General features: G+C 43.2%; 16 protein-coding genes. 3 read left to right on the plus strand and 13 right to left on the minus strand.

The features are described 5' to 3' along the window. Window positions 1–62: 62 nt before the first annotated feature. Genes HGJ91_RS10355 through HGJ91_RS10385 form a run of 7 tightly spaced genes read right to left on the minus strand, consistent with a single transcriptional unit; the run spans window position 63 to window position 8,840 of the window. Window positions 63–935, minus strand: a complete 873-nt coding sequence (locus tag HGJ91_RS10355; RefSeq protein ID WP_291347674.1) for a glycosyltransferase family 2 protein — start codon at window positions 933–935, stop codon at window positions 63–65. 47 nt (window positions 936–982) lie between these two features. After that, window positions 983–2,263: a hypothetical protein gene (locus HGJ91_RS10360; RefSeq protein ID WP_291347675.1), complete on the minus strand. Its 1,281-nt coding sequence runs from the start codon at window positions 2,261–2,263 to the stop codon at window positions 983–985. A 5-nt stretch (window positions 2,264–2,268) separates the two neighbouring features. After that, the gene (locus HGJ91_RS10365; protein WP_291347676.1) at window positions 2,269–4,953 is read right to left on the minus strand and encodes a glycosyltransferase; all 2,685 of its coding nucleotides are present in this window, start codon (window positions 4,951–4,953) and stop codon (window positions 2,269–2,271) included. A gap of 53 nt (window positions 4,954–5,006) precedes the next feature. Beyond that, window positions 5,007–6,344, minus strand: a complete 1,338-nt coding sequence (locus HGJ91_RS10370; RefSeq protein WP_291347677.1) for an ABC transporter ATP-binding protein — start codon at window positions 6,342–6,344, stop codon at window positions 5,007–5,009. A 9-nt stretch (window positions 6,345–6,353) separates the two neighbouring features. Further along, window positions 6,354–7,175, minus strand: coding sequence for an ABC transporter permease (locus tag HGJ91_RS10375; RefSeq protein ID WP_291347678.1), 822 nt, complete (start codon window positions 7,173–7,175; stop codon window positions 6,354–6,356). Beyond that, the gene (locus HGJ91_RS10380; protein WP_291347679.1) at window positions 7,172–7,921 is read right to left on the minus strand and encodes a glycosyltransferase family 2 protein; all 750 of its coding nucleotides are present in this window, start codon (window positions 7,919–7,921) and stop codon (window positions 7,172–7,174) included. The genes HGJ91_RS10375 and HGJ91_RS10380 overlap by 4 nt, the downstream gene beginning before the upstream one ends. A 16-nt stretch (window positions 7,922–7,937) precedes the next feature. Further along, window positions 7,938–8,840, minus strand: coding sequence for a glycosyltransferase family 2 protein (locus tag HGJ91_RS10385; RefSeq protein ID WP_291347680.1), 903 nt, complete (start codon window positions 8,838–8,840; stop codon window positions 7,938–7,940). A 267-nt stretch (window positions 8,841–9,107) separates the two neighbouring features. On the opposite strand from HGJ91_RS10385, the gene HGJ91_RS10390 reads away from it, so the two are divergent. Continuing rightward, entirely contained in the window at window positions 9,108–9,809 is a 702-nt protein-coding gene (locus HGJ91_RS10390; RefSeq protein WP_291347681.1) for a SapC family protein, read from the plus strand. A gap of 29 nt (window positions 9,810–9,838) precedes the next feature. On the opposite strand, the gene HGJ91_RS10395 is transcribed toward HGJ91_RS10390, so the two are convergent. Genes HGJ91_RS10395 through HGJ91_RS10415 form a run of 5 tightly spaced genes read right to left on the minus strand, consistent with a single transcriptional unit; the run spans window position 9,839 to window position 16,341 of the window. Continuing rightward, window positions 9,839–11,149, minus strand: coding sequence for an HlyD family type I secretion periplasmic adaptor subunit (locus HGJ91_RS10395; RefSeq protein ID WP_291347682.1), 1,311 nt, complete (start codon window positions 11,147–11,149; stop codon window positions 9,839–9,841). Between the two features lie 2 nt (window positions 11,150–11,151). Continuing rightward, complete coding sequence (locus HGJ91_RS10400; RefSeq protein WP_291347683.1) at window positions 11,152–12,822, minus strand: type I secretion system permease/ATPase; 1,671 nt, start codon at window positions 12,820–12,822, stop codon at window positions 11,152–11,154. Continuing rightward, window positions 12,806–14,467, minus strand: a complete 1,662-nt coding sequence (locus HGJ91_RS10405) for a type I secretion system permease/ATPase (protein ID WP_291347684.1) — start codon at window positions 14,465–14,467, stop codon at window positions 12,806–12,808. The genes HGJ91_RS10400 and HGJ91_RS10405 overlap by 17 nt, the downstream gene beginning before the upstream one ends. Beyond that, window positions 14,464–16,125 (minus strand): type I secretion system permease/ATPase, encoded by a 1,662-nt coding sequence (locus HGJ91_RS10410; protein ID WP_291347685.1) that lies wholly within the window; start codon window positions 16,123–16,125, stop codon window positions 14,464–14,466. The genes HGJ91_RS10405 and HGJ91_RS10410 overlap by 4 nt, the downstream gene beginning before the upstream one ends. Before the next feature lie 3 nt (window positions 16,126–16,128). Beyond that, a complete protein-coding gene (locus HGJ91_RS10415; RefSeq protein WP_291347686.1) occupies window positions 16,129–16,341 on the minus strand; it encodes a hypothetical protein in 213 nt (70 codons plus the stop codon). 222 nt (window positions 16,342–16,563) lie between these two features. Between HGJ91_RS10415 and HGJ91_RS10420 the strand changes: the two genes are divergently transcribed. Together HGJ91_RS10420 and HGJ91_RS10425 are read left to right on the plus strand one after the other, a co-directional pair. Further along, window positions 16,564–16,863, plus strand: coding sequence for a helix-turn-helix transcriptional regulator (locus HGJ91_RS10420; RefSeq protein WP_291347687.1), 300 nt, complete (start codon window positions 16,564–16,566; stop codon window positions 16,861–16,863). Then, window positions 16,860–18,089 (plus strand): type II toxin-antitoxin system HipA family toxin, encoded by a 1,230-nt coding sequence (locus tag HGJ91_RS10425; RefSeq protein WP_291347688.1) that lies wholly within the window; start codon window positions 16,860–16,862, stop codon window positions 18,087–18,089. Before HGJ91_RS10420 ends, HGJ91_RS10425 begins: the two co-directional genes overlap by 4 nt. Before the next feature lie 129 nt (window positions 18,090–18,218). On the opposite strand, the gene HGJ91_RS10430 is transcribed toward HGJ91_RS10425, so the two are convergent. Then, complete coding sequence (locus tag HGJ91_RS10430) at window positions 18,219–20,993, minus strand: hypothetical protein (RefSeq protein WP_291347689.1); 2,775 nt, start codon at window positions 20,991–20,993, stop codon at window positions 18,219–18,221. Window positions 20,994–21,114 lie beyond the last annotated feature (121 nt).

Raw genomic sequence — 21,114 nt, forward strand, 5'->3', positions numbered from 1 at the left:
CCGATAAAACCGTTTGCACCGGACAGGAAAATTTTCATATAGATTCCACGAGTATAAGGCTGTTATTTATTATTCCAGGTAATTCTCTTGTCTTTTTTAAAATAATTGCCAATGACTGCAATTGATGCTCTCAAAAAAAATGCGGGTTTAAGAAGCATGGCAAACCTGCCGAAATAATATTTTTTATATAAATAATAAAATGCAAAATAATAGGACCATATGGCTTTATAACTGTTGAGTCTGCTGCTTTGCCCTCCGAAATGAATCAGAACAGCGGCAGGATTGTAAGTAACTTTTAAGCCAATGTCCCTCACCCGCCTGCAGATATCTGCATCTTCCGCATACATGAAGCTGAACTCATCAAACCGGCCCATATCTTCAAATAACTTTCTGGAAATCATGAATGCTCCGGCTGAAACCGTATCCACGTTCTGCTCAATAGAATAGTCCCTCTCCTTCTGGTAATATGCCAGGACTTGTCCAGATAAAAAATATTTTAAAAAAGGAATAAATTTTGACAGACCAAATAAAATATTGGGGAAATTTCTACATGAAATCTGAAGGGAGCCGTCGGGATTTTGAAAGTTTGGTCCGGCAATACCGGTGGCTGAGTTATTCTGCAGTGTTTCAACCAAATGAAATATAACATCATTGACAAAGACCATATCCGAATTCATAAAAAACAAAAATCTACCGGTCGCATTTAATGACGCTTTATTATTTGCCCTGGAAAACCCAATATTTTTTTTATTGTATATATAAGAATAATTATCAAATTCAAGAGTTGACAAGGTCTCATAGGACCCGTCAGTTGAAGCGTTATCAATAACAATCACTTCAAACAGATGTTGTTCAGTATGGAGATAAATGGATTCAATACAGTTTTTTGTCAATTGCCATGTATTGTAATTGATAATGATAATGGACACATCCATAGAACACCCTTGCATTTTCAAATAAATTCAAGTAAACGCCTGCCCCCCTACCACAAATGGACCAGTTGTTCTATAAAATCGAACTGGCCGTCCGGCTCCATGTATTCCTTTTTAAGCAGCCGCTTGCCTGAGCCTGAAAAACAACCCGAATCTTTTGCAAACCTGCCGCAAATATCTTCCATAGCCTTCACCAGGTTGTCCACGGACAAATCAATTGAATGAATATTTTCATGCCAGTCAGATAATTGTTTATTCGCATAGGTGTTAGAAATAACCCCTATGCCGAACATGGCCATCTCCATAGGAGGATAACTGGGATGGGGGGATACCATCAAGGAAATACCCACAGCCGATTCCCTTAACACATCAACATATCCTTCCAGCGGTAGTTTTCCTATTGAGCTGAGGATCATTTTATTGCCCAGTTCAATATCCGGGTGCTGTTCTCCCACGGAGATTAACTGCCAGTCATGAACATCCGGCTGCTGCCATACCCAGACCTTAAAGGCTTCCACAATCGAAGAAAAGGCATTTCGATCCACACTGGGCCGGCCATAGATCAAAATCTGCTTTTTCTTATTAAACGACCGGGTGTCATCCAACCCTTTTTTCAATTTCTCATTCAATACCGGTTCAAATACAAACTCAATGTCAAATTCATAGTGATTGTCTTTAAAAAAAGTGTGGAGCATAGATGAATTGAACACAGCCACCTGGGGATATTCAAAATGATAGGTGCTGTCAGACAGGGCATACCTGCTGGACCAGGGGTAGAATCCCGGTTCAAAATCCTGGATAAAATAGATCATCTTTTTAACGGGCTTTGCATAGGTTGCCTGCTGCCATCGTATGATTTTCTGGGCGTGAAAAGCGGTCCACCATGCCGTTGCAATGAAACAATCATTTTCCCCAACCGGAATGGTTTTTCCATGCCGATCGCCAAAACCCACGATTTCATTGTCATATCGGCTGTCTTCCGTGCAGGACATGATTTTATATTCGTTAAATAAAACCGCGGCTTCTGCATCCGGCATGGTATCTGTGGTGATAATCCGTTTTCGGATACGGGTGAATCCGGCAAACCGATCAAAAAATAACAATGCCGTGGAAATACCCCCGAAAATATGTTCCTGGTTGATGGACGGCACAAGAATATTGATTCTCGGTCTTGAATCAGTTGTCTGCCGCACGTTGAGGGGAGTAATCTCGGGAATACCGGCGTTCATTGCCGAGGTGATAAGCGGCTGAGCAATATTTTTTACTTTTTCCTTTAAAAAGGAATTTCTCCGGATATAGTTGACAAGTTTATGACTGAGTTTGATTAACATAATTTTTACATACTTATATTTTTTAATGCCGGGTTCAAGCTTTCTAAAGACAGGTTCACGTTATAATATGGATCTCCATTTTTTTTAAAATCAGCATAAGCCTTTTTTGACATTTCAAAATCTTTGTCCGGTATGTACGCTGTTCTGGATTTGGATTCAAGATGGTATAAATTCACATATGGATTATAGACATTCACATAGCCTTTTTTTAGTGTTTTCAAAGCAATCTCCACATCACTGCCACAAATAATAAAATCTTCATCAAACCCGTCAACCTCATCAAACACCTTTCTTGAAATCCCGAGACAAGCCCCGGTTACAGAAGAGACATTTCTGGAGACTTTGGGAGAAACAAAAGGATGGATAAAGTGTCTGAGTTTAATATCCTTAAACACATGGTCAGCCCATCCCCCCATGCCCACGACAACTCCTGCATGCTGGATATTGCCGTCTTCATACAGCAGCAACCCTCCCACAACACCCACATCAAACCGTAATGCGTTTTCACAGATCCGTGTCAGCCATTCAGGATTGATGACCGTGGTGTCATTATTTAAAAAAACCAGGACATTCCCTTTAGCATGTCGAGCACCATGGTTATTCATTCTGGACCAGTTAAAGGGATAGGATGCATCAATCACCTGTATATTGGGATGTCGGGATGTAATGTTTTTAAACCATTGGTGGGTTTTTTCCTCTTTGGAATTATTATCCATGATGATAATTTCATAATTCTTATGGGACGTTTTTTCAAGGATGCTGTCAACACAGTCAGCCAAGAGGTCACAATGATCTTTGGTGGGAATGATAATGGACGCGGTCACATCTTCGGATAATCCATATCGGGCATCATATACCAGCCGGTAATCTGTTTCCCCGGCATGGGCTTTATTCCCATAAACTCTTTTTAGATGCCGATCCAGAGCATCCAGACCTGCAAAATGGGATGCAGGTTTTGAATCAGGATTCATGGCTGTAGAAGATTCTATTTCACGCCAGAAATAGAGAATTTTTGGTATATGATATATATTTGACGTGTGTTCTGAAAACCGCAGCATCAGATCATAATCCTGGCTGCCATCAAATCTGGGATTAAACCCACCTGTTTTTTCAAACAATGATTTTCTGAACACCAGCAGGTGGCAGATATACATCTGGGAATGGAGCAGGTCCGGCGACCAGTCGGGCTTTAAAAAAGGGTGTTTCTTGTTTCCATTGGTATCCACCCTGGCCTCATCCGAATAGATCACATCCGGGCTATGAGAGTTAATGGCCCTGGCCACTTCATACAATGCATTTTCCCGCAATTCATCATCATTGTCGAGCAAGGCAATATAATCACCTGTGGCCAGGAAAACCCCGTCATTAGATGCTCCGGAAATACCCTTATTCCCCTTGTTTAACTGAACAACGATCTTATCATGATGAATCTGTTTTAAATATGCACGGGTTTCTTCCCTTGTAGACCCATCATCCACAATAATAAGTTCAAAATTTTCATAGGCTTGATTTATAACCGATTCAACTGCCAGGGACAGCCATTTTACATCCACATTATACACGGGCATGACTACGGATATCAGCGGATGGGTTTCCAATACAGGACAGGTATACACCGTATTGAGCCGAAGAAACATTTCACCGGAATGGGCAAATTTTATCTTTTCCATTAATCCGCGGATACCGGTTTGTTTTAACTTCTTCAGGCTGATTAACAGGCTCTTTGGATTTTTAACCGTCTGCCGGGCCACGGCAAGACACCCGCTTATGATATACTTGAAAATGAAATTAAGCCTCTGGAGTTGAAATTTTACAGATCTTCTCTGCAGCCTTTCTTCCAACTTATTGATATGGAACTGACTGTCCAGCAGGTACTGCTTTTGTTTGGCAATATGCTCGTCCTTGAAAGCCAGTTCTTGAATTTTGAGTTCAATCATATCGTTTTTATATTTCATCATCAGATCTTCTTTATCCACCAGAACTGATGAACACACGTCAAGGGGTTCGGCATTGCTACAGACGGTGATGGCATAAAGTATTTCTTTTTCCCGGTCTTTGGAAACGACAAAACCATCCTCTGTCGGCTTAATATTATACTCAACAAATCCCCGGCTGGTATTTCCTGGTGACCAGATATATGAAGATGTAAAAATTTTCTGCCCTAAAAGTTCAATATGTTTAAACTTGGGGCTCAAAAAATCAAGAAATTCATCCACATAAAACTCTTTAATATGAAATTCATTTTTATAGTCAGGAATATCCGAATATGTCAGCTTATTGGGTGTGGAGATGATCAGAATGCCGTCAGGCTTCAAAACCCGTTCAATTTCATCCAGAAACATATTCTGATGCGTCTGGTCCACATGCTCAATGGTTTCAAAGGATATCAACACATCAATGGAACCGGATGCCAGAGGAATAGAGGCAATACTGCCATTAATAAATTCAAGATTCGTATTTTCATATGCTTCCCTGGCATTTCTCACTGCTTCAGGATCAATATCAACACCAAAAATTTTCCTGGCCTTAGCAGATGAGAGAAGAAAAGTGCCGTAGCCTTCTCCGGATGCAATGTCCAGCACCACTTTATCCTCTACAAAATAACCGGCATAAAGATACCTGTGCCAGTGCTCATAGCTCATCTCAGGCTCATTTAGTGTTGAGACAAATCGTTCTCCCGTAAACTCCATCACTATATCCTTAAATTACTGGTAGTCATAACCTGTCGAAAAGCAATACCGCATCAGCCTTGTTCAGAATCAAGACTGATTTTAAATTCACAGTTTTTTACTACAATTGATCCAAGGGAATATTTTAAATCCGTATTGGCTATTTCCACAAAATAAACATCATGGAGCCAGTGATGCTGGACATGGTTAATCTGATTCCCTTCCGCCACAGCAGCAGAAACACTATATTTCCCATTTTTAATCTCAGGAAAATCAAACATAATTCTGCAGCAAAGAATGGTGTCCTGTATCACCTTTGGAAAATTAAAATCATGAGCAAAAGAAGGGATGGCAAAAATCGTATTTCCCAAATGATCATTTACGCTGATACCGATCCCCAAATCTTCAATGGTTTGCCGAACCTGCAATTTCATAAAAAAAGCAACCGGCTCTCCCCCTTTGAGCACATTCACCTTTTCATGACCATCCCTATGGTACAGGGCGATACCGGTTATTTTAATACCCCCTTCCCCAAAGGATGAACAATCTTTGATGTCCTCCCAGTCAACATCGTCTGATCGGGCCGGTCCTGATTTGCCTGTAACAATATGGGCATGCCCGGTTTGGGATGTCACTTCGGTCTCGGACTCTTCTAAGGTATCAACCGTTTCCATGCCATAGGACATATAGGAAATATACTTTTTTACAACCTTGGAAGGTATTCCGTGATCAAATACTTCCCCATCCTTTATCCAGTATACATAATCACAGAAATTGATCACAGTACCCTGATCATGGGTCACAAACAAAACGGTTTTGCCGCTTTCCCTGAATGCCCTCATTCTACGAAAACATTTCTGCTGAAATCTTATATCCCCCACACTCAGGGCCTCATCTACAATCAGAATATCCGGGTCTACCTGAACAGCAACTGAAAATGCAAGCCGTACAAACATACCACTGGAATAAACTCGCACCTTCTGGTTGACAAAATCTCCAATATCGGCAAAGGCAAGGATTTTATCGATTTTTTCATCCATTTCCTGTTTTGAAAATCCAAAAATGGCACCATTGAAATAGACATTCTCAAGGCCTGTCAGGTCCGGATTAAATCCTGCCCCCAGCTCCAGAAGGGATGATACCTTGCCTTTCACTGAATACTGCCCGGACGAAGGTGTCAATACACCGGTCAGGATCTTCAACAGCGTAGACTTCCCTGCCCCGTTCTGTCCAATAATACCGATAGTTTTTCCTTTTTCAATATCAAAAGATATGTTTTTCAAAGCATAAAAATCATGGTGATATTTCTTTCTGAAAATATGAAAAGCTTCCTTTACCCGATCAGAAGGAGACGCATATAATTTATAAATTTTAGAAAGATTATCTATATGAACGGCATTCTCAGTCATCATTATTCCATTCTAAAGCACATCTGCAAAATGCGGCTTTAACTTCTTGAATACAAATACCCCTGAAACAAAAACAACCAAGGTAACACACCAGTAATAAAGGGTTAATTGTAAGTCCTCAAAAAACCAAATCTCATAAATAAAACTATTGCGATACCCTTCCACCAGGTAGAATACAGGATTCAGTTTCATGAAAAAATAAATTTTTTCCGGCAGCATTTTATAAGACCAGATAATCGGAGTCCCCCAGAAAAAAAGCTGAACAGCCACTTCGAGAAGATGGCTGATATCCCTCACAAACAGGTGTAAAGCGGAAAAGCACCAGGACATGCCAAGGGTTAATATAATGCCGCAGGCCATGTAATAAAACACCTGAAACCAGTAAACTGACGGGTTGTATCCATAGGCAAGACAGATCCCGCCCAAAACCATAATAAAAAACAGATGAATCAGGGAATTGGTTAATATTTTAACCAACGGGATAATACCGGGTCTGAAACTGAAATTCTTAATCAGAAAAGAATATTCCAAAAGGCTCTGGACTGTTCCCATCACATTCTCCGACACATAAAACCATGGAATAATACCAATCATCAGCCACATAGCAAAGGGAATGGTGTCATCTACCCTGCCAATTTTGAGTCCATAAGTAAATGCAAACCACATGACAACTACTACGGCAAGCGGTTTTATAAAAGCCCAGGGAAGCCCCAGATATGACCCCAGATATCTGTTCTGAAAATCCCGTTTTGTCAACTGGACAATAACGAAACGATTCTGCCATATATCTATTAAAAAAAAATAAAATTCCTTAAAGGCATTTAATAGTCTCACAATATTGTGCTACCTTTCTTTTTATCAGTATTACGTTCATAGATGCCGCCGACCCACACCCTGAAAAGAGCGCAAACTAAATTTTTCCGAAACCGCACCTGATCTATAAAATTAAATTGGCTCTGCCCAGCAAAAGGCGTTTTGTTTTTTCCATGCCGCCGGTAGCGGACCAGCTTTTCAGGACAAAAACAGGTGATGCCGAACACTTCCGCCACAAGGCCAATCCACCAGTCATGCAGGGGTACGTTTGCCGGCAAGGGGATTGCTTTGTCCAGAATTTTTCTTTGAAACGCCATGCAGCACCCCATATACGTATTCTGCCGGATGTTTTTAAATATTCCGCGACCAGACCGCCTCAATGCATAAAAAGAGTCAAACGTTATCTTTCCATTCAGATCAATGATGGAGCAATCACTGACCACCAGATCATAGTCAGTCAAATACCTCTCCATTATTCTGATTTTTTCCTTTTCCCAGATATCATCCTGGTCTGCCAGAAAAATGACGTGTCCTCTGGCCTGCTTCAGTGCAGTCTCAAAATTTTTATTGACCCCCTTTTTTTCCGGATGGCAAAACAACCGAATTCGTTTGTCATTAAACTGTTTGATAATGGAAATGGTTCTGTCAGTTGATCCATCGTCTGAAATGATTAATTCATCTTTATCAGACAATTGTTCAAGTATGGAATTTAACTGCTCTGCAATGAAGCTTTCCCCATTATAAGATGCAAGGCATACTGAAATCATGATTTATCTGCCACTCTTATAAATCCTTTAAATCCCGGTTAAACCTGTTTCTTTTATAGTCCAGATACCCCATGGCAATATTTCTAAGCTTCTTATATTTTTCTTTTTCAAACAATAATATCTTTACCAATTCCCCTGTAAATCGAAGCATTTCTGTCCAAAAAAACCGTGGCCGGTCATTTTTATACATATTGGCCACATAGAATCGATTCCGAGTCATGAAATACCGGCGAAACGGAACATGGTTCGAACTGCGGCAAACCAGGTATCCCTTGCTGTCTCCCAACATATGCCGGATAAAAGCATTCTTAACCTGAATAATTTTATACCCATGTCTTCTAAGTCTCAGGCAATACTCATGGTCCACATGGTCAATGAACAGCTTTTCCATAAACGGTCCGTGTTTCCGAAATACTGTAAGGTTTATCAGACTGCCCGAGGTTATTGAGACCAGGATCTCATTGTATTGTTTCCCGTACACTTCAACATATCTGTTTTTTCGGGTATATCTCGCGCAGATCATACCAACCATATCTTTATCATAATAATTCAGACAGTGAAACAATTTTGGAATAATATTCTCCTCAAACCGGCTATCTTGATCCATGGTCAGCAACCAGTCATATCCATGATCTAAAGCTAATGACACCGAAGTGTTCAATGCTTCTGCAATACCGTGATTGCCACCGAGAGATATATAACAGACCTTAGAAATTTTTTTTATTGCAGATATAAAAGAAAGATCCGGTCTATCACTGTTATCAACCACATACAACACATCGAGGCAATCAATATAGGACATAATATTATCAATAACAAAAAGTTCTGGATTGTAAAGAATCACTGTTCCCGGGATTGAAACAGCTTTTTCCCTTTCTTTACTTTCTGGATTCTTATCTGGTTGCCCTGCTCCCACCATCGTTTTTCCCTTTGTCGCTGTATTGCATTTTTATCTCTTGGAAATCCACCTCCTCTTTGTGTGTTCGATACAACCCTTTCTCCCGGACCCAAATCAGTCAAATATGTTTAATAAAATTAACCGGTAATGTCAATGTTGATCTGGGTTATAGCCCACAGTCTTACCATCCGGGCTTGCAGAGAAACAAATTGCAATTGTGGAAAATATATGGTAGACATCCTCGCATGCCAAATTGATAATTGCAATTTAAATAAGGACTTATACATAATGTTTAATAAGATCGAACCGTTGGAACATTCAAAGCACCAGGACCTCAGGCTTGCAAAAATACCCGGATTTAACTTTGCCAGACATACTTCTGCTGCAAAACTCTCTTTTTCAGAGCTGCGCCAGGCCTCCCGATTTTACCCCATTATATTTCATAAAGAAGCGCCCGGTGTTCCCAGGGCTGTCCTCTCCCTGGAAAATGATAAAAATGCCTGTATAAATAAGGCCGGCAACTGGAAAACACCATATATTCCGGCGTATTTCAGATTATATCCATTCACTTTAGCTAAAGTTAAGGGACAGGAAGACAAACTTGCCTTTTGCCTTGACCCGGAGGCTGAGCACTTCAAACCAGGTATGGGAGAACCCCTGTTTACGGCTGACGGAAAGCCTGCAGAATTTGTTCAAAAAAATATTCTCAATTCCCTGCAGGTATATCATAAAGAACTTGAGACAACCAAAGCCCTGTTCAAAATCCTTGAAGAAAAAGAGCTTATTGTCGACAAGACCTTCAAATATACCATTAACCAGGAAGAAAAAAATATAAAAGGATTTAAAGGCGTAGACATGAAAAAACTGATAGCCCTTGACGATAAAAGCCTTGCAGATATGGTGAGAAAAGGCACCATGGGGCTGGTCCACGAGCATATCAATTCATTGGCAAATTTTTCAAATTTCCTGGCTCCGAAAAAACCGGCATAAAAAGTAAATACCTGACCCCTACTCGCTGCCTACTCGCGCAGCGCCATATCAACATTTCTTAACAGCGGTCCTAAAAGATAGCTGATGACGGTCCGCTTGTCCGTGGTGATATAGCAGGCTACCGGCATACCGGGTGACAAATAGGCATTTTTGGCTTTTAAGTCATTTTTATCCACTTCCACATGGGCTTCATAATAGGATAAATCCCCATGGGACGTCTGCCGGTTCATTAAATCAGGGGACACATAGGTGACGCTGCCTTTTACGGGGGGTGTGGATTTTCGCTGGAACGCAGACAGCTGCACCTTGGTACTCTGTCCTTTTTTTACACTGATAATATCCTGGGGGCGAACCTCGGCCTTGATAATCATTTTCAAATCTTCGGGTACGATTTCAAGCAAAGGCATCCCGGACTGGATCACACCGCTGTCTTCAGAATGGACCTGCATATTGATGACCACGCCGCTGACCGGCGCCCGCACCTCCAGTCGCTCCTGGGCATCCAGCTGTGGTTTGACCTGTTCCTTTATTTCAAATATAACATCAGTCACCTCTCCCAGACTTGAAACCGCCTGTTCCTTGTACTGGTTCTCTATGTCAACGATGCGGAGAAAAAGTTCCTGGATCATCTGGTGGAACTGGGCAATATCCTGTTTGAGTTTTCCTTTACGTCCCTTATACTCTGCCAGGCTTCTTTCAAGCTCAAGGATATTTGTTTTACCCATATATTTTTCTTCTACAAGAGGTCGTTTGCTTTTTAAGTCTTCTTCCAGGTTGATGATAATTTCATTCTGGCTGTTAAGTTCTTCTTTGGCACCGTCAATTCGATTCCCCAGCTGCTTTATCTGGGAATTGTACAATTGAACCTTCCCCTGTATGTCAGATCGTCTGGACATGAAAATATCTTTTTCTGTGGAGATAATTTCAGTAATTTCCCTGTTGTTCTTTATTTTTTTAAATTCCCGGGGCCAGACAATATCTGATTTCATGGCCGCTTCAGCCCTGAGTCTTGCCATTTCAGCCTGTTTGGCCAGCAGCCTGCCCTGGAGAAGGTCCACATTGGAACTGACCTGGGAACTTTTGAGCTCGATCAGAACATCCCCTTGGACGACCTTGTCACCTTCCTTCACAAAAATCTTTTGAATGATCCCGCCTTCAAGGTGCTGTACCATCTTTCTTTCCCCTGACACTGTAACCACACCCGGTGCAATAACTGCTCCCTGAAAAGGAAAATAAACCGACCATGCTGCAATTCCCCCGAAAAACAGAGCAATAACAAAAAAACCGGCCATAATATACTTTGTGGGATTTGTATTCAATATTTTCTTTTGTTCGTCCATATCTACACTCCTGCTATCTGCTGGGGCTGTTGTTTGTTGGTAAGCTTGCCCAATACCTCTTTGCCCGGACCGACCATGGCCACCTGGCCTTCTTTAATCACTAAAACTTTATCCATATTCACCAATAACTGGGGCCGGTCCGTGACCACTATCGTGGTGACTTTTTCGTGCTTCAAATTTTTCAGGGTATGAAACACCATCCTGAGACCCAAATCATCCAGATGGGTGTGGGGTTCATCCAGGACCACAAACTTTGGGTCTCCATACAATGCCCTTGCCAGAGAAATCAGCTGACGCTGTCCTGCAGCAAGATTTTTCCCTGTCTGATCAATTTTTGTATCATATCCATTTGCAAGCTTTAAAATCATCTCGTGAACCCCGGCTTTTTTAGCTGCCCTGATCACTTTTTCCGAATCCACATCCTGAAGCCGTGAAATATTTTGAGCCACGGTTCCGGGAAACAGCTCTATCTCCTGGGGCAGATACCCCACATATTTCCCCAATTCATCCATGGGCCACTGGGCAAGCTCTGCTCCGTCCAGCCTGACTTTCCCTGCCGTTGCAGGCCAGATCCCGAGCAACACCCTGCACAGGGATGTTTTCCCGGCAGATGAGGGCCCGAAAATCCCCAATGTTTGTCCGGGTTCCAGGGCAAAGGATATATTATGTAAAATCGTTTTACCATTAACAGCCAGTGAAACGGCTTCAGTATCAAACTTTCCTTCAGGCACGGGCAGAGACAGCCTGTTTTTTTGTTCCCGGGTATTAACAAAATGTTTTAAGCGCTTATATGCAGCCATGGCATCGATGGAGTCTTTCATGCTGGAAAGGCTTTGTTCAAAGGGATAAAAAAGCCTTGCAATGATTATCACACTTGCAAAAATAACCCCGACCGTAATCTCATCTGTAAAAAACACAAACGCCCCAGCCCCGAACACCGCTGCCAGGACAGCTACGTGAAGCAGACGGATCACACTTCCTGCTCCGGAATGAAAGGCATCTGCCCCAGACCTTGAAGCAAGAATTTTTTTGTATCTTTCCTTGTATTTTCCCATGACAGCCGGCAGCATTCCCATTCCGGAAACAAGCCGGGCATGCTGCAGACACGTCCCGACAAAATCAGCATTGGCCTGGAAAGCAACATCTACAGCTGTATATCGTTTTTTTTCAAGCTTTTTAAGCAGCATCTGGAAAAGTGTTACCATTAAGACACCGGCAATTGCCACAAACCCGACAAGGGGATGCATGATATAAAGCAGGCCAAGGTAAATCAGCACCCAGGGCAGATCAAGGATATAAAAAATATGGCCTTGAACAATTGCATTCCTTAAAAGTTCGAGGTCATAAAGTCCCCGGCCATACCCCTTCTGGTTAATCCCTGCTGCATCCTTTTGCATACTTTTGACCACAAAGGGCATCATTTTTTGAGCCAGGCTGTTTCCTGCCTGTCCCAGTATCCGCATACGGAAATAATCTATCAGCCCCATCATTATCAGGCTGATCACCACTCCTGCACTCAAGGTATAAAGGGTGGCCCTGCTGAAGCTGAACAAAACCCTGTCATACACGATCATCATGTAAACGGGTATGGCAAGGTAAATCAGGTTGATACACAACCCGAAAAAACCTACAAAAATAAAATATTTAAACCAGGATTTAATTATGTTTTGCATTCACGTCTCCCATCATTTGTCCAAAGACCTCATCCCTGCTCCCGAAACGAGTCTGTTCCCCGTTTTCAAGCACTAAAATTTTATCCGCTGTGGATAAAAGGCTTGGTTTATGCGTAATCATAATAGTTGTGCTTCCCATTTTCTTAAGCGTTTTTAATGCCCCTGCAAGGGCCTTTTCTCCTGCCTCATCCAGATTGGAATTGGGCTCGTCTAAAATCACCAGCTTTGGGTTTCCATAAAGAGCCCTTGCAAGGCCCACCCGCTGACGCTGCCCGCCTGAAAGACTTAAGCCCGCCTCCCCGATATCGGTATCATATCCTTGAGGAAACCTTAAAATCGTCTCATGGGTGCCGGCTCTCTTTGCCGCCTCCAGTATTTTTTTTGAATCAACATCACCCATCCTGGCAATGTTTTCGCTCACTGTACCGGTGAATAATTCCACATTCTGGGGCAGATACCCTAAAAATTGTCCCAGAGAATCATTGTCCAGGTGAAACATATCACGGCCATCCAGTTTAACCGCTCCTCTTGTCGGGGCCCACATGCCCAGGATCATCCGGCACAAAGAGGTCTTGCCGGCACCGTTGGGCCCCACAAGCCCCATGATCTGGCCTGGCTTTAATTCAAAATCAATAGATTTTAAAATTTGTGCCTCCCCGATATCAAGGCTGACATCTTCAACTTTCAACTCCCCGTTAAGGGTCTCAAGTTCCACCGGGTTTCGATCTTCAGATATTTTCAAAAGTCTCTTTAAATTGTCATATGCAATCTTTGCCCCGAATGTCTGCCGCCAGGCGGCAATCCCCTGGTTCACCGGTGCAAGGGCTCTTCCCATGATAATGGATGCTGCAATAATCACCCCGGGATTAGCTTCATTGGCCAGCACCAGGGCCGCCCCGGCACCAAATATGGCGACCTGCATCAGGACCCCGAAACTCTGGCTCACAGATCCCAGTATATGACCGATATTTCCCGCCCTGTCCTGTAATATCATCTCCTCATCATTAATTTCACAAACCCTGTCTGCTGTATTATCAATCATGCCCATGGTTTGAAGTTCCCGGGCCGTTCTAAAGCCTGTCAACATCCAGCGCTGCCCCTGGATGTTCAGGGAATCTGCTTTTGTAATATCTTTTTTTGTCAGGGCATTTTGCAAGATCCCGATGATAAAGATCACAGCCGCACCACCTGCGGCCGTCATGCCAAGGATGGGATGGATAAGATAAATAACCCACAGATAAATAAATATCCAGGGCACATCAAAAAAAGCAAAAATAGAATTGCCGCCAAGGTAATTGCGCAGTGTGTTGATATCTTTAAGTCCCAGGGTATATTTTCTGCTGTCGGCACGGCACAGGTCCTGGAGCATCTCCTTTAACACCCGCCGGCTTAAAAGCCTGTCAAGCTTAACCCCGGCCTTGACAAGGAGCCTGGATCGTAAAAAGTCAAGACATCCCAGAACTGCCAGGGCCGAAAGCGCCATGGCGGTTACCGCATAAAGGGTGGGAAAACTGTAACTGTCAAGAACCCTGACATAAACCGCCAGCATATATAATGGAAAGGTTAAATACAATATGTTGATAAACAGGGAAAACACTCCTGCGAACAGAAAATATTTAAAACAGGAGCGCAGAAAAAAGATCATGCCACCCCCTTGAACTTTGCAAATACCTCATCCTTTGGCCCGAACATGGCAATACTGCCGTTCTGCAGCACCAGTATCTTATCCATGGACTGTAGCAGCGACGGCTTGTGGGTCACCATGATGCAGGTGCATGCAGAGTTTGCCTTCATGTCCAGCAATGTCCTCAGCAACTGCTGTTCCCCCTGCTCATCAAGGTTGGAGGCGGGTTCATCCAGAACCAGAAGTTTCGGGGTCTTGTAAACAGCCCTGGCAAGACCGATTTTCTGTTTCTGTCCCCCGGAAAGCCTGAGTCCTTTTTCACCTTCCAGTTGTGTTTGCACCCCCTGGGGAAAACTGTCCACCAACTCCTTGATTCCACAGATCTGAATCACCTGGTCAACAGCGTCCACATCCACTGTTCCAAGCCGTGCAATATTTTGAGCCACGGTTCCGGGAAACAGCTCTATCTCCTGGGGCAGGTACCCGATATATTGTCCGATCTCTTCCTTGTCCCATGAAAAAATATCTTTGCCGTCCAGATAGACTTTGCCGCCCATGGAAGGCCAGATACCTAAAAGCAGGCGGCAGAGTGTTGTTTTACCTGCACCGCTGGGCCCGATAACACCTAAAAACTGCCCTGGTTTCAGCTCAAAGGAAACCCCTTTAAGCAGAACCTGATCTTTAATCCTGAAAACAGCTCCTGCTGCATTAATATGGCCTTCGGGTTCGGGCAGGGGCATGGTCTGGTCCTGCTGCTGCTGTTCAATCATGGCTGAAAATCCTTTCAGCCGCCGGTATGACTGCCTTGCCCGGGTGGCAAGCCGCCAGGATGACATGAGCTGCATTAATGGTGCAAGCCCCCTGCCCATGATGATGGAGGCTGCAACCATGAGCCCGACATTAAACCCTGTTTTCATGGCATAATAGGCACCTGAACAATAAATCAGCACCTGGATCACATTCTGCATGGGCTTGATCATTGACTGGATGGTACCGGCATAATAACTTGATTTTGTCTGATTCATCATCACCTGGTTATTTCCCCGGGCAAACCTGTCACTGATGGCACCGATCATGCCCATCCCGTTGATCACCTCGGTATTCCTTAAAAAGGACTCAACAAAATGCTGGTTCCGGCTGTTTATGCTGCCGGCATCTTCCAGGCTCTTCCTGACAAGGATCTCCTGCAAAACGCTCAGGGCCACCATGACAACGGCGCCCAGGGTTGCAATAATGCCGAGCACGGGATGAAACAGGTATATGAGAGCAAGATAAAATGGCGCCCAGGGCGCGTCAAACAGGGCATAAACTGACGGGGAAGAAAAATAATTGCGCATGGTTTCAAGATCGTTCAAGCCCCCCTGATATGCTCTTTTGCTGTCCAGTACACATGCTTTGACCGTGGAGGAATAAACTTTGCGTCTCAAATCAAGGCTTAATTTTTTCCCTGCCAGTGACAGCAGCCTGGATCGAAGGTAGCTGAAAAATCCGAGGGCAGTGACGGCAAACAATGCTGCCGCAGTGATGTTTGCAAGGGAAGCTTCACTGTAGGAGATAATAATATTGCGGTATATGGTGAACATATAAAAAGGAAAGGTCAACTGAAGAATATTCACAAAACAGCTTAAAAGCGCAGCAAAGGTAAAATATTTTTTCCATTTTTTTAAAAACGCTGTCATGGATTAGAAGATCCGGTTCATATGAACATCGATATCCTCACTTGTCCATAAAGCAGGATCTTTTTTTTCTATTGTTTTATCCTGTTGGTTTTTACCGGGTCTGCCGGATTTATACAGGGAATCAAACAAAACATAAATGGCAAATAAAACCAGAGGCCCTAAAACAGTGTACAGCAAAACAACACCAATGGCGATCAAAGCTCCGGGACCCAGCATTTTATCTCCTTTAAAAAAAATGACCCTGTGTACTCTTGACCCGGGTAATCTAATAAAATTAACGGATAAGGTCAATTGCTAAAATACAATAACCAGTATTGACAATGTGTCAATGGAACGGTCTTTGCGTTTGACAAACCAAATAAGTTGTTTGACAAAATATGGGCTTTAACATAGAATATTTTATACTTAATGACAATATTTTATCAATTGTGAGGCATAATGAAATTTACTTTAAAATCACCGGAAGAAACCTCAAAAACGCTTTCTACCCGCTTAAAGGAGTTGCGTCTTTTAAAAAAATGGAAGCGGTCAACTCTTGCCAGCCGTTCAGGAGTGACAGAATCTTCCTTAAAACGGTTTGAGCAGACCGGCAAAGTATCCATGGAAAATTTTTTAAAATTGATTTTTGCACTGGGCAGACTTGATGAAATAGATGCGTTGCTGATGCCTCCAACAGCTCACTCCCTGAAAGAACTTAAAAAAAAGGAAAAGATGGCTTTGAAAAGGGGGACTATTTGAAAGAACTCAATGTATTTTTTTATCGAACAAAAAACGATAAATTTATCGTAGGAAAGTTAGCGCGGTTTCGGAATAAAATTTATTTTGAATATGATCCCTCTTTTCTTGCCAATCCTTTATGGCTTTCTCCTTACAAGCTGCCACCAGAACCGGGACTTCATGAACATAAAGAAACTAAATTCGGGCCTATTTTCGGATTGTTTGATGATTCTCTCCCTGATGGATGGGGCTTGCTGCTCATGGATCGTTTTCTCAGGAACCGGGGAATTGATGTTGACAGACTCTCTGTTCTGGACAGGCTGGCTTTTTTAGGAAAATCAACCATGGGTGCGCTTACCTATGAACCGGCTGTTAAACATAAAAAAAATGATACGCTTATCGACCTTCAATCTCTTGCTGAACAATCCGGACAAATAATAGAAGGGCACAGCACTGATGTGCTGCCTGTGCTCATGAGGACCGGGGGAAGTCCCGGTGGTGCAAGACCAAAAATTCTTGCAGGTGTCAATAAAGACACCATCATTTCAGGTGAAGATGATCTTCCTGAAAACTATGAACACTGGATTATAAAATTCAACTCAAAAAACAATTTTCAGGACTCGGGCGCAGTTGAGTATGCCTATTCACTTATGGCCAAAAATGCCGGAATCATCATGCCTGAAACCCGACTTTTCAAGGCAGGTTCAGGGGATCATTTTTTTGGTGTTAAAAGATTTGATCGAAAAGAAAATCAACGATATCATGTCCACACATTTGGGAATTTAATTCATTCAAATTTCAGGATACCCGACTGTAATTATGGAACTTTTTTAAAAGTTGTCCTTGATCTGACAAAAAACCATCAGGAACTTATAAAAGGGTTCAGGCAAATGGTTTTCAATATCATGGCAAACAATAGAGATGATCATGTTAAAAACTTTGCCTTTATGATGGATGCAAGCCGGGAATGGCTCCTTACGCCTGCCTATGATCTTACGTACGCCAAAGGACCCGGCGGAGAACACTCCATGGATGTATCAGGGGAAGGGCTTTCTCCGGGGAGACCGGCGGTGATTCAACTTGGCAGAAAATCAGGTCTGTCAACAACTGAAATCAATCATAGTATTGAACAGGTAATGACGGCCGTAAAAAAATGGCCGGAATATGCACACATTGCCGGAGTGACGGAGAAGACCATGAATTACATACAAAAAAGAATGAACCGGAATATTTCTCTTTTTTTGTAATAAAAAACCCTCAGCTCATTTCTGAACTGAGGGTTTCCTGTTTTTCAGCACCTTGTGTCAGGTGCCAGGGCTACTGACTTCAAAAGTGTTCGCCTTTTTTAAAACATAAAGTTAACGTATGGTGATAACTTATGCAAAATCCATGGTAAGGACATTGGTACCTGCAATCATTGAATCGGTAAGATCAAAAATACCGGCCAATTCAACAACACTGTCACCACCACTTTGGAATGTAGCTTCAATCGAAGAGTCTTCTACAATATATGTATTTCCATCAAACTGGAACCATGCATAGTTAGCGTTTACAGAACCATTTCCTGCGGCTGCAGCATCAAGGTAATCCTGGAATACAGCCACACCTGCCAGTTCAATCATATCCGCTGTTACTGTTTCAGTTCCGAAACCGCTAAAAGTCACTGTCTCGCCATCTTCAATATCAGTAATAGTACTAAAGATAGTACCAGCCTCGGATACGCCGATTTCAAAGGCGTCATCACCGTCACCGCCAGTCAGTGTATTCAGGCCAAGATCGACAGCAATCGTATCATCACCTGCACCGGAAGTAATGGTTACACCATTGTCATTGCCGACTATGGAAATATCCAAATCACCCGTAAAGGTTCCGGCATTGACGGTCTCAACCGTAGTCAACGCAAATGTGGACAAATCAAGGCTGAGGTCACCGGTAATATTGAGGGTTTCAAGTGCATCACCGTCAATATCAAACGTGTAGGTATACATACTGGGATCAATGCCATCATCGTCGTCATCCCAAAGATCAAAATCCTTGCACCGGGTTGTCACCTCAAGATTGATGGTTTCAACCCCATCAATAACCAGTCTGCCAAAATCGTCAGTATAGCTATCAGCACTGATGACCACGTTAAAGGTCTCGTCTCCGGAAACATCGGTAAGATTTACCGTCGTGTCATCCAGATAATCAGAAGAGTAGTTCCAGAATTCGAGGGTCGCTCCGTCGGACAGGCCGTCAATTGTAGCATCATTAAGATAATGCGACAAAACGAGGTGCTGGATATCATCAAAGTATGCCATATCAAGGGGCGCCTCAAGATCACCCAGTCTCAGAACTTCAAAGTTCTGAAACAGATCTGCAAAGTCTTCATCCTCAGCAAGGGTCACAGCTTCTGCGAGATCAGCATCCATCCAGAGCATGTCATAGCCGTCACCGCCGTCAATGTCATCGCCTTCCGCCAGATATTGACCCACCTGTACGACATCGTCACCATCGCCGGCATCAACGGTATTGTCATAATCACCGTCACCACCCGCATGGATGAAGTCGTCACCGGCACCGGTTGTAATGGTGTTATTTCCAGAATCGCCCCGGACATCATTATCACCGTCACCGGCATTGATTACATCATCACCGTCAAGGCCTCTAATAATATCATCACCGTCAAATGTGGTGATGGTATCATCGAATGCGGACCCTTTGAGATCATTGTCACCGGTCGCACCGATAATGGTGACACCTTCAGAACTGATACTCGCACCCCTGAGCCACAGGTCAGCTTCCAGTGCAGAGGCATCCACCACTGTCAGAACGCCATCACCACATGAAGAAGAACCATCTGTATTAAGGTGAAGATTCAGGTCGGTAGTACCAGATATATTAACCGTCTCCAAGGCCAATGTGTCTTCAACCTTAAGGAAGTTGCCGCGATCGTTGTCACCGGTTGAAATAAAATTAAAGGTTTCAATAACGGAATCATAATCATCATTATCGATATCAAGGTATGCATATTCGCCATCAATGCTCGCATTGCTGCCAGAATGTATCAGATCATTATCAATGGTATGCTCAGGGACTTTAACCGGGGCTGCACCGACATTATCCAAAGTAACCGTCACCGCATCATCGCCACCGCTGAAAACAGAATTGAGGACTCGTATCCCCACCGTTTCGTAGGCAGTAGCGTTATAGCCAAAATTTTCAATGGTTACATTTGAAAACGCTTCAGGGACGTGATCAAAAGATACGTCGTCATTTCCACCGGAGACAACAAAATTGTCAACCCCAGACCATTCTCCAGCTTCCAGGAAAAGCCTAGTATCAGCAAGATTACGAACAACCACGTTTTCTATATTGTCGAGGTAAACAACATTATCCTCTGACTCATCATCGGTAGCGGTAAGAATCAATGTATCATCACCATTGCCGCCATCAACAGAATCTCCTGAGTTGAACGTGCTTTGTATTATATACTCATCATCGTTCAGCACTGCATTAAAAGTATCGTCACCATCCGTACCAACAAGTACGTCCAAATCAGTTGTCAGAACAAACGTTTCTCCTGGATTTACACTACCGGGGTCTACCTGCTCAGAAGCAGGAACCTCAGTGACAGGGATACCTTCGTCGCGGCCATACGCTTCATAATGGCCCAGGGCAGTAAGCCCTGCCGCCTCAAAGGCTGCTTTTACATCATCGGGGGTTTTGTCTGCCCACTCGTCTGCTGTGTCAGGATCAGCCTGCAAATCAGCCAGCTTGCTTTCATAGTAGCTGGACTCATCAAAATCATTTGAAGGATTAATGCCTTCTGCTGACCCATACGCCAGATAATGCAGATACGGATCATAGGGCCAGGCTTCTTCAAAAAATGCAAGGGCATCATCAACTGACCAGTAACCGCCCTCGTCAAACATTGCTTCCGCCTTTGCCAGCTTATATTCTGCCGCATTAAAATACGCGTTGGGAGCCAGGCCTTCTGCCCAGCCATAGTCCTGGTAATGGGATTCTGCCGTAAACCCGAAACTGTCAAGAACAGTTGACAGAAAAGCCGTATCCTTGCCTGCCCAGTCAGCTGCTGTTGCCGGATCAGCCTGCAACGCAGCAAGCTTTGCACCGAGATAATACTCTTCGTTAAATCCTTGTAATGCCATTCTTTTTCTCCTTTTAATTAATTAAAATTCGCGGCTGAGCCGCATTGGCCAAATTTTTATAAGTAATACTATCCCATATATATAATGGAATATACAAAGTCAAGACTTTGACTTTTTATTT

The organism is Desulfobacula sp., assembly GCF_014237455.1.
Lineage (GTDB): Bacteria > Desulfobacterota > Desulfobacteria > Desulfobacterales > Desulfobacteraceae > Desulfobacula.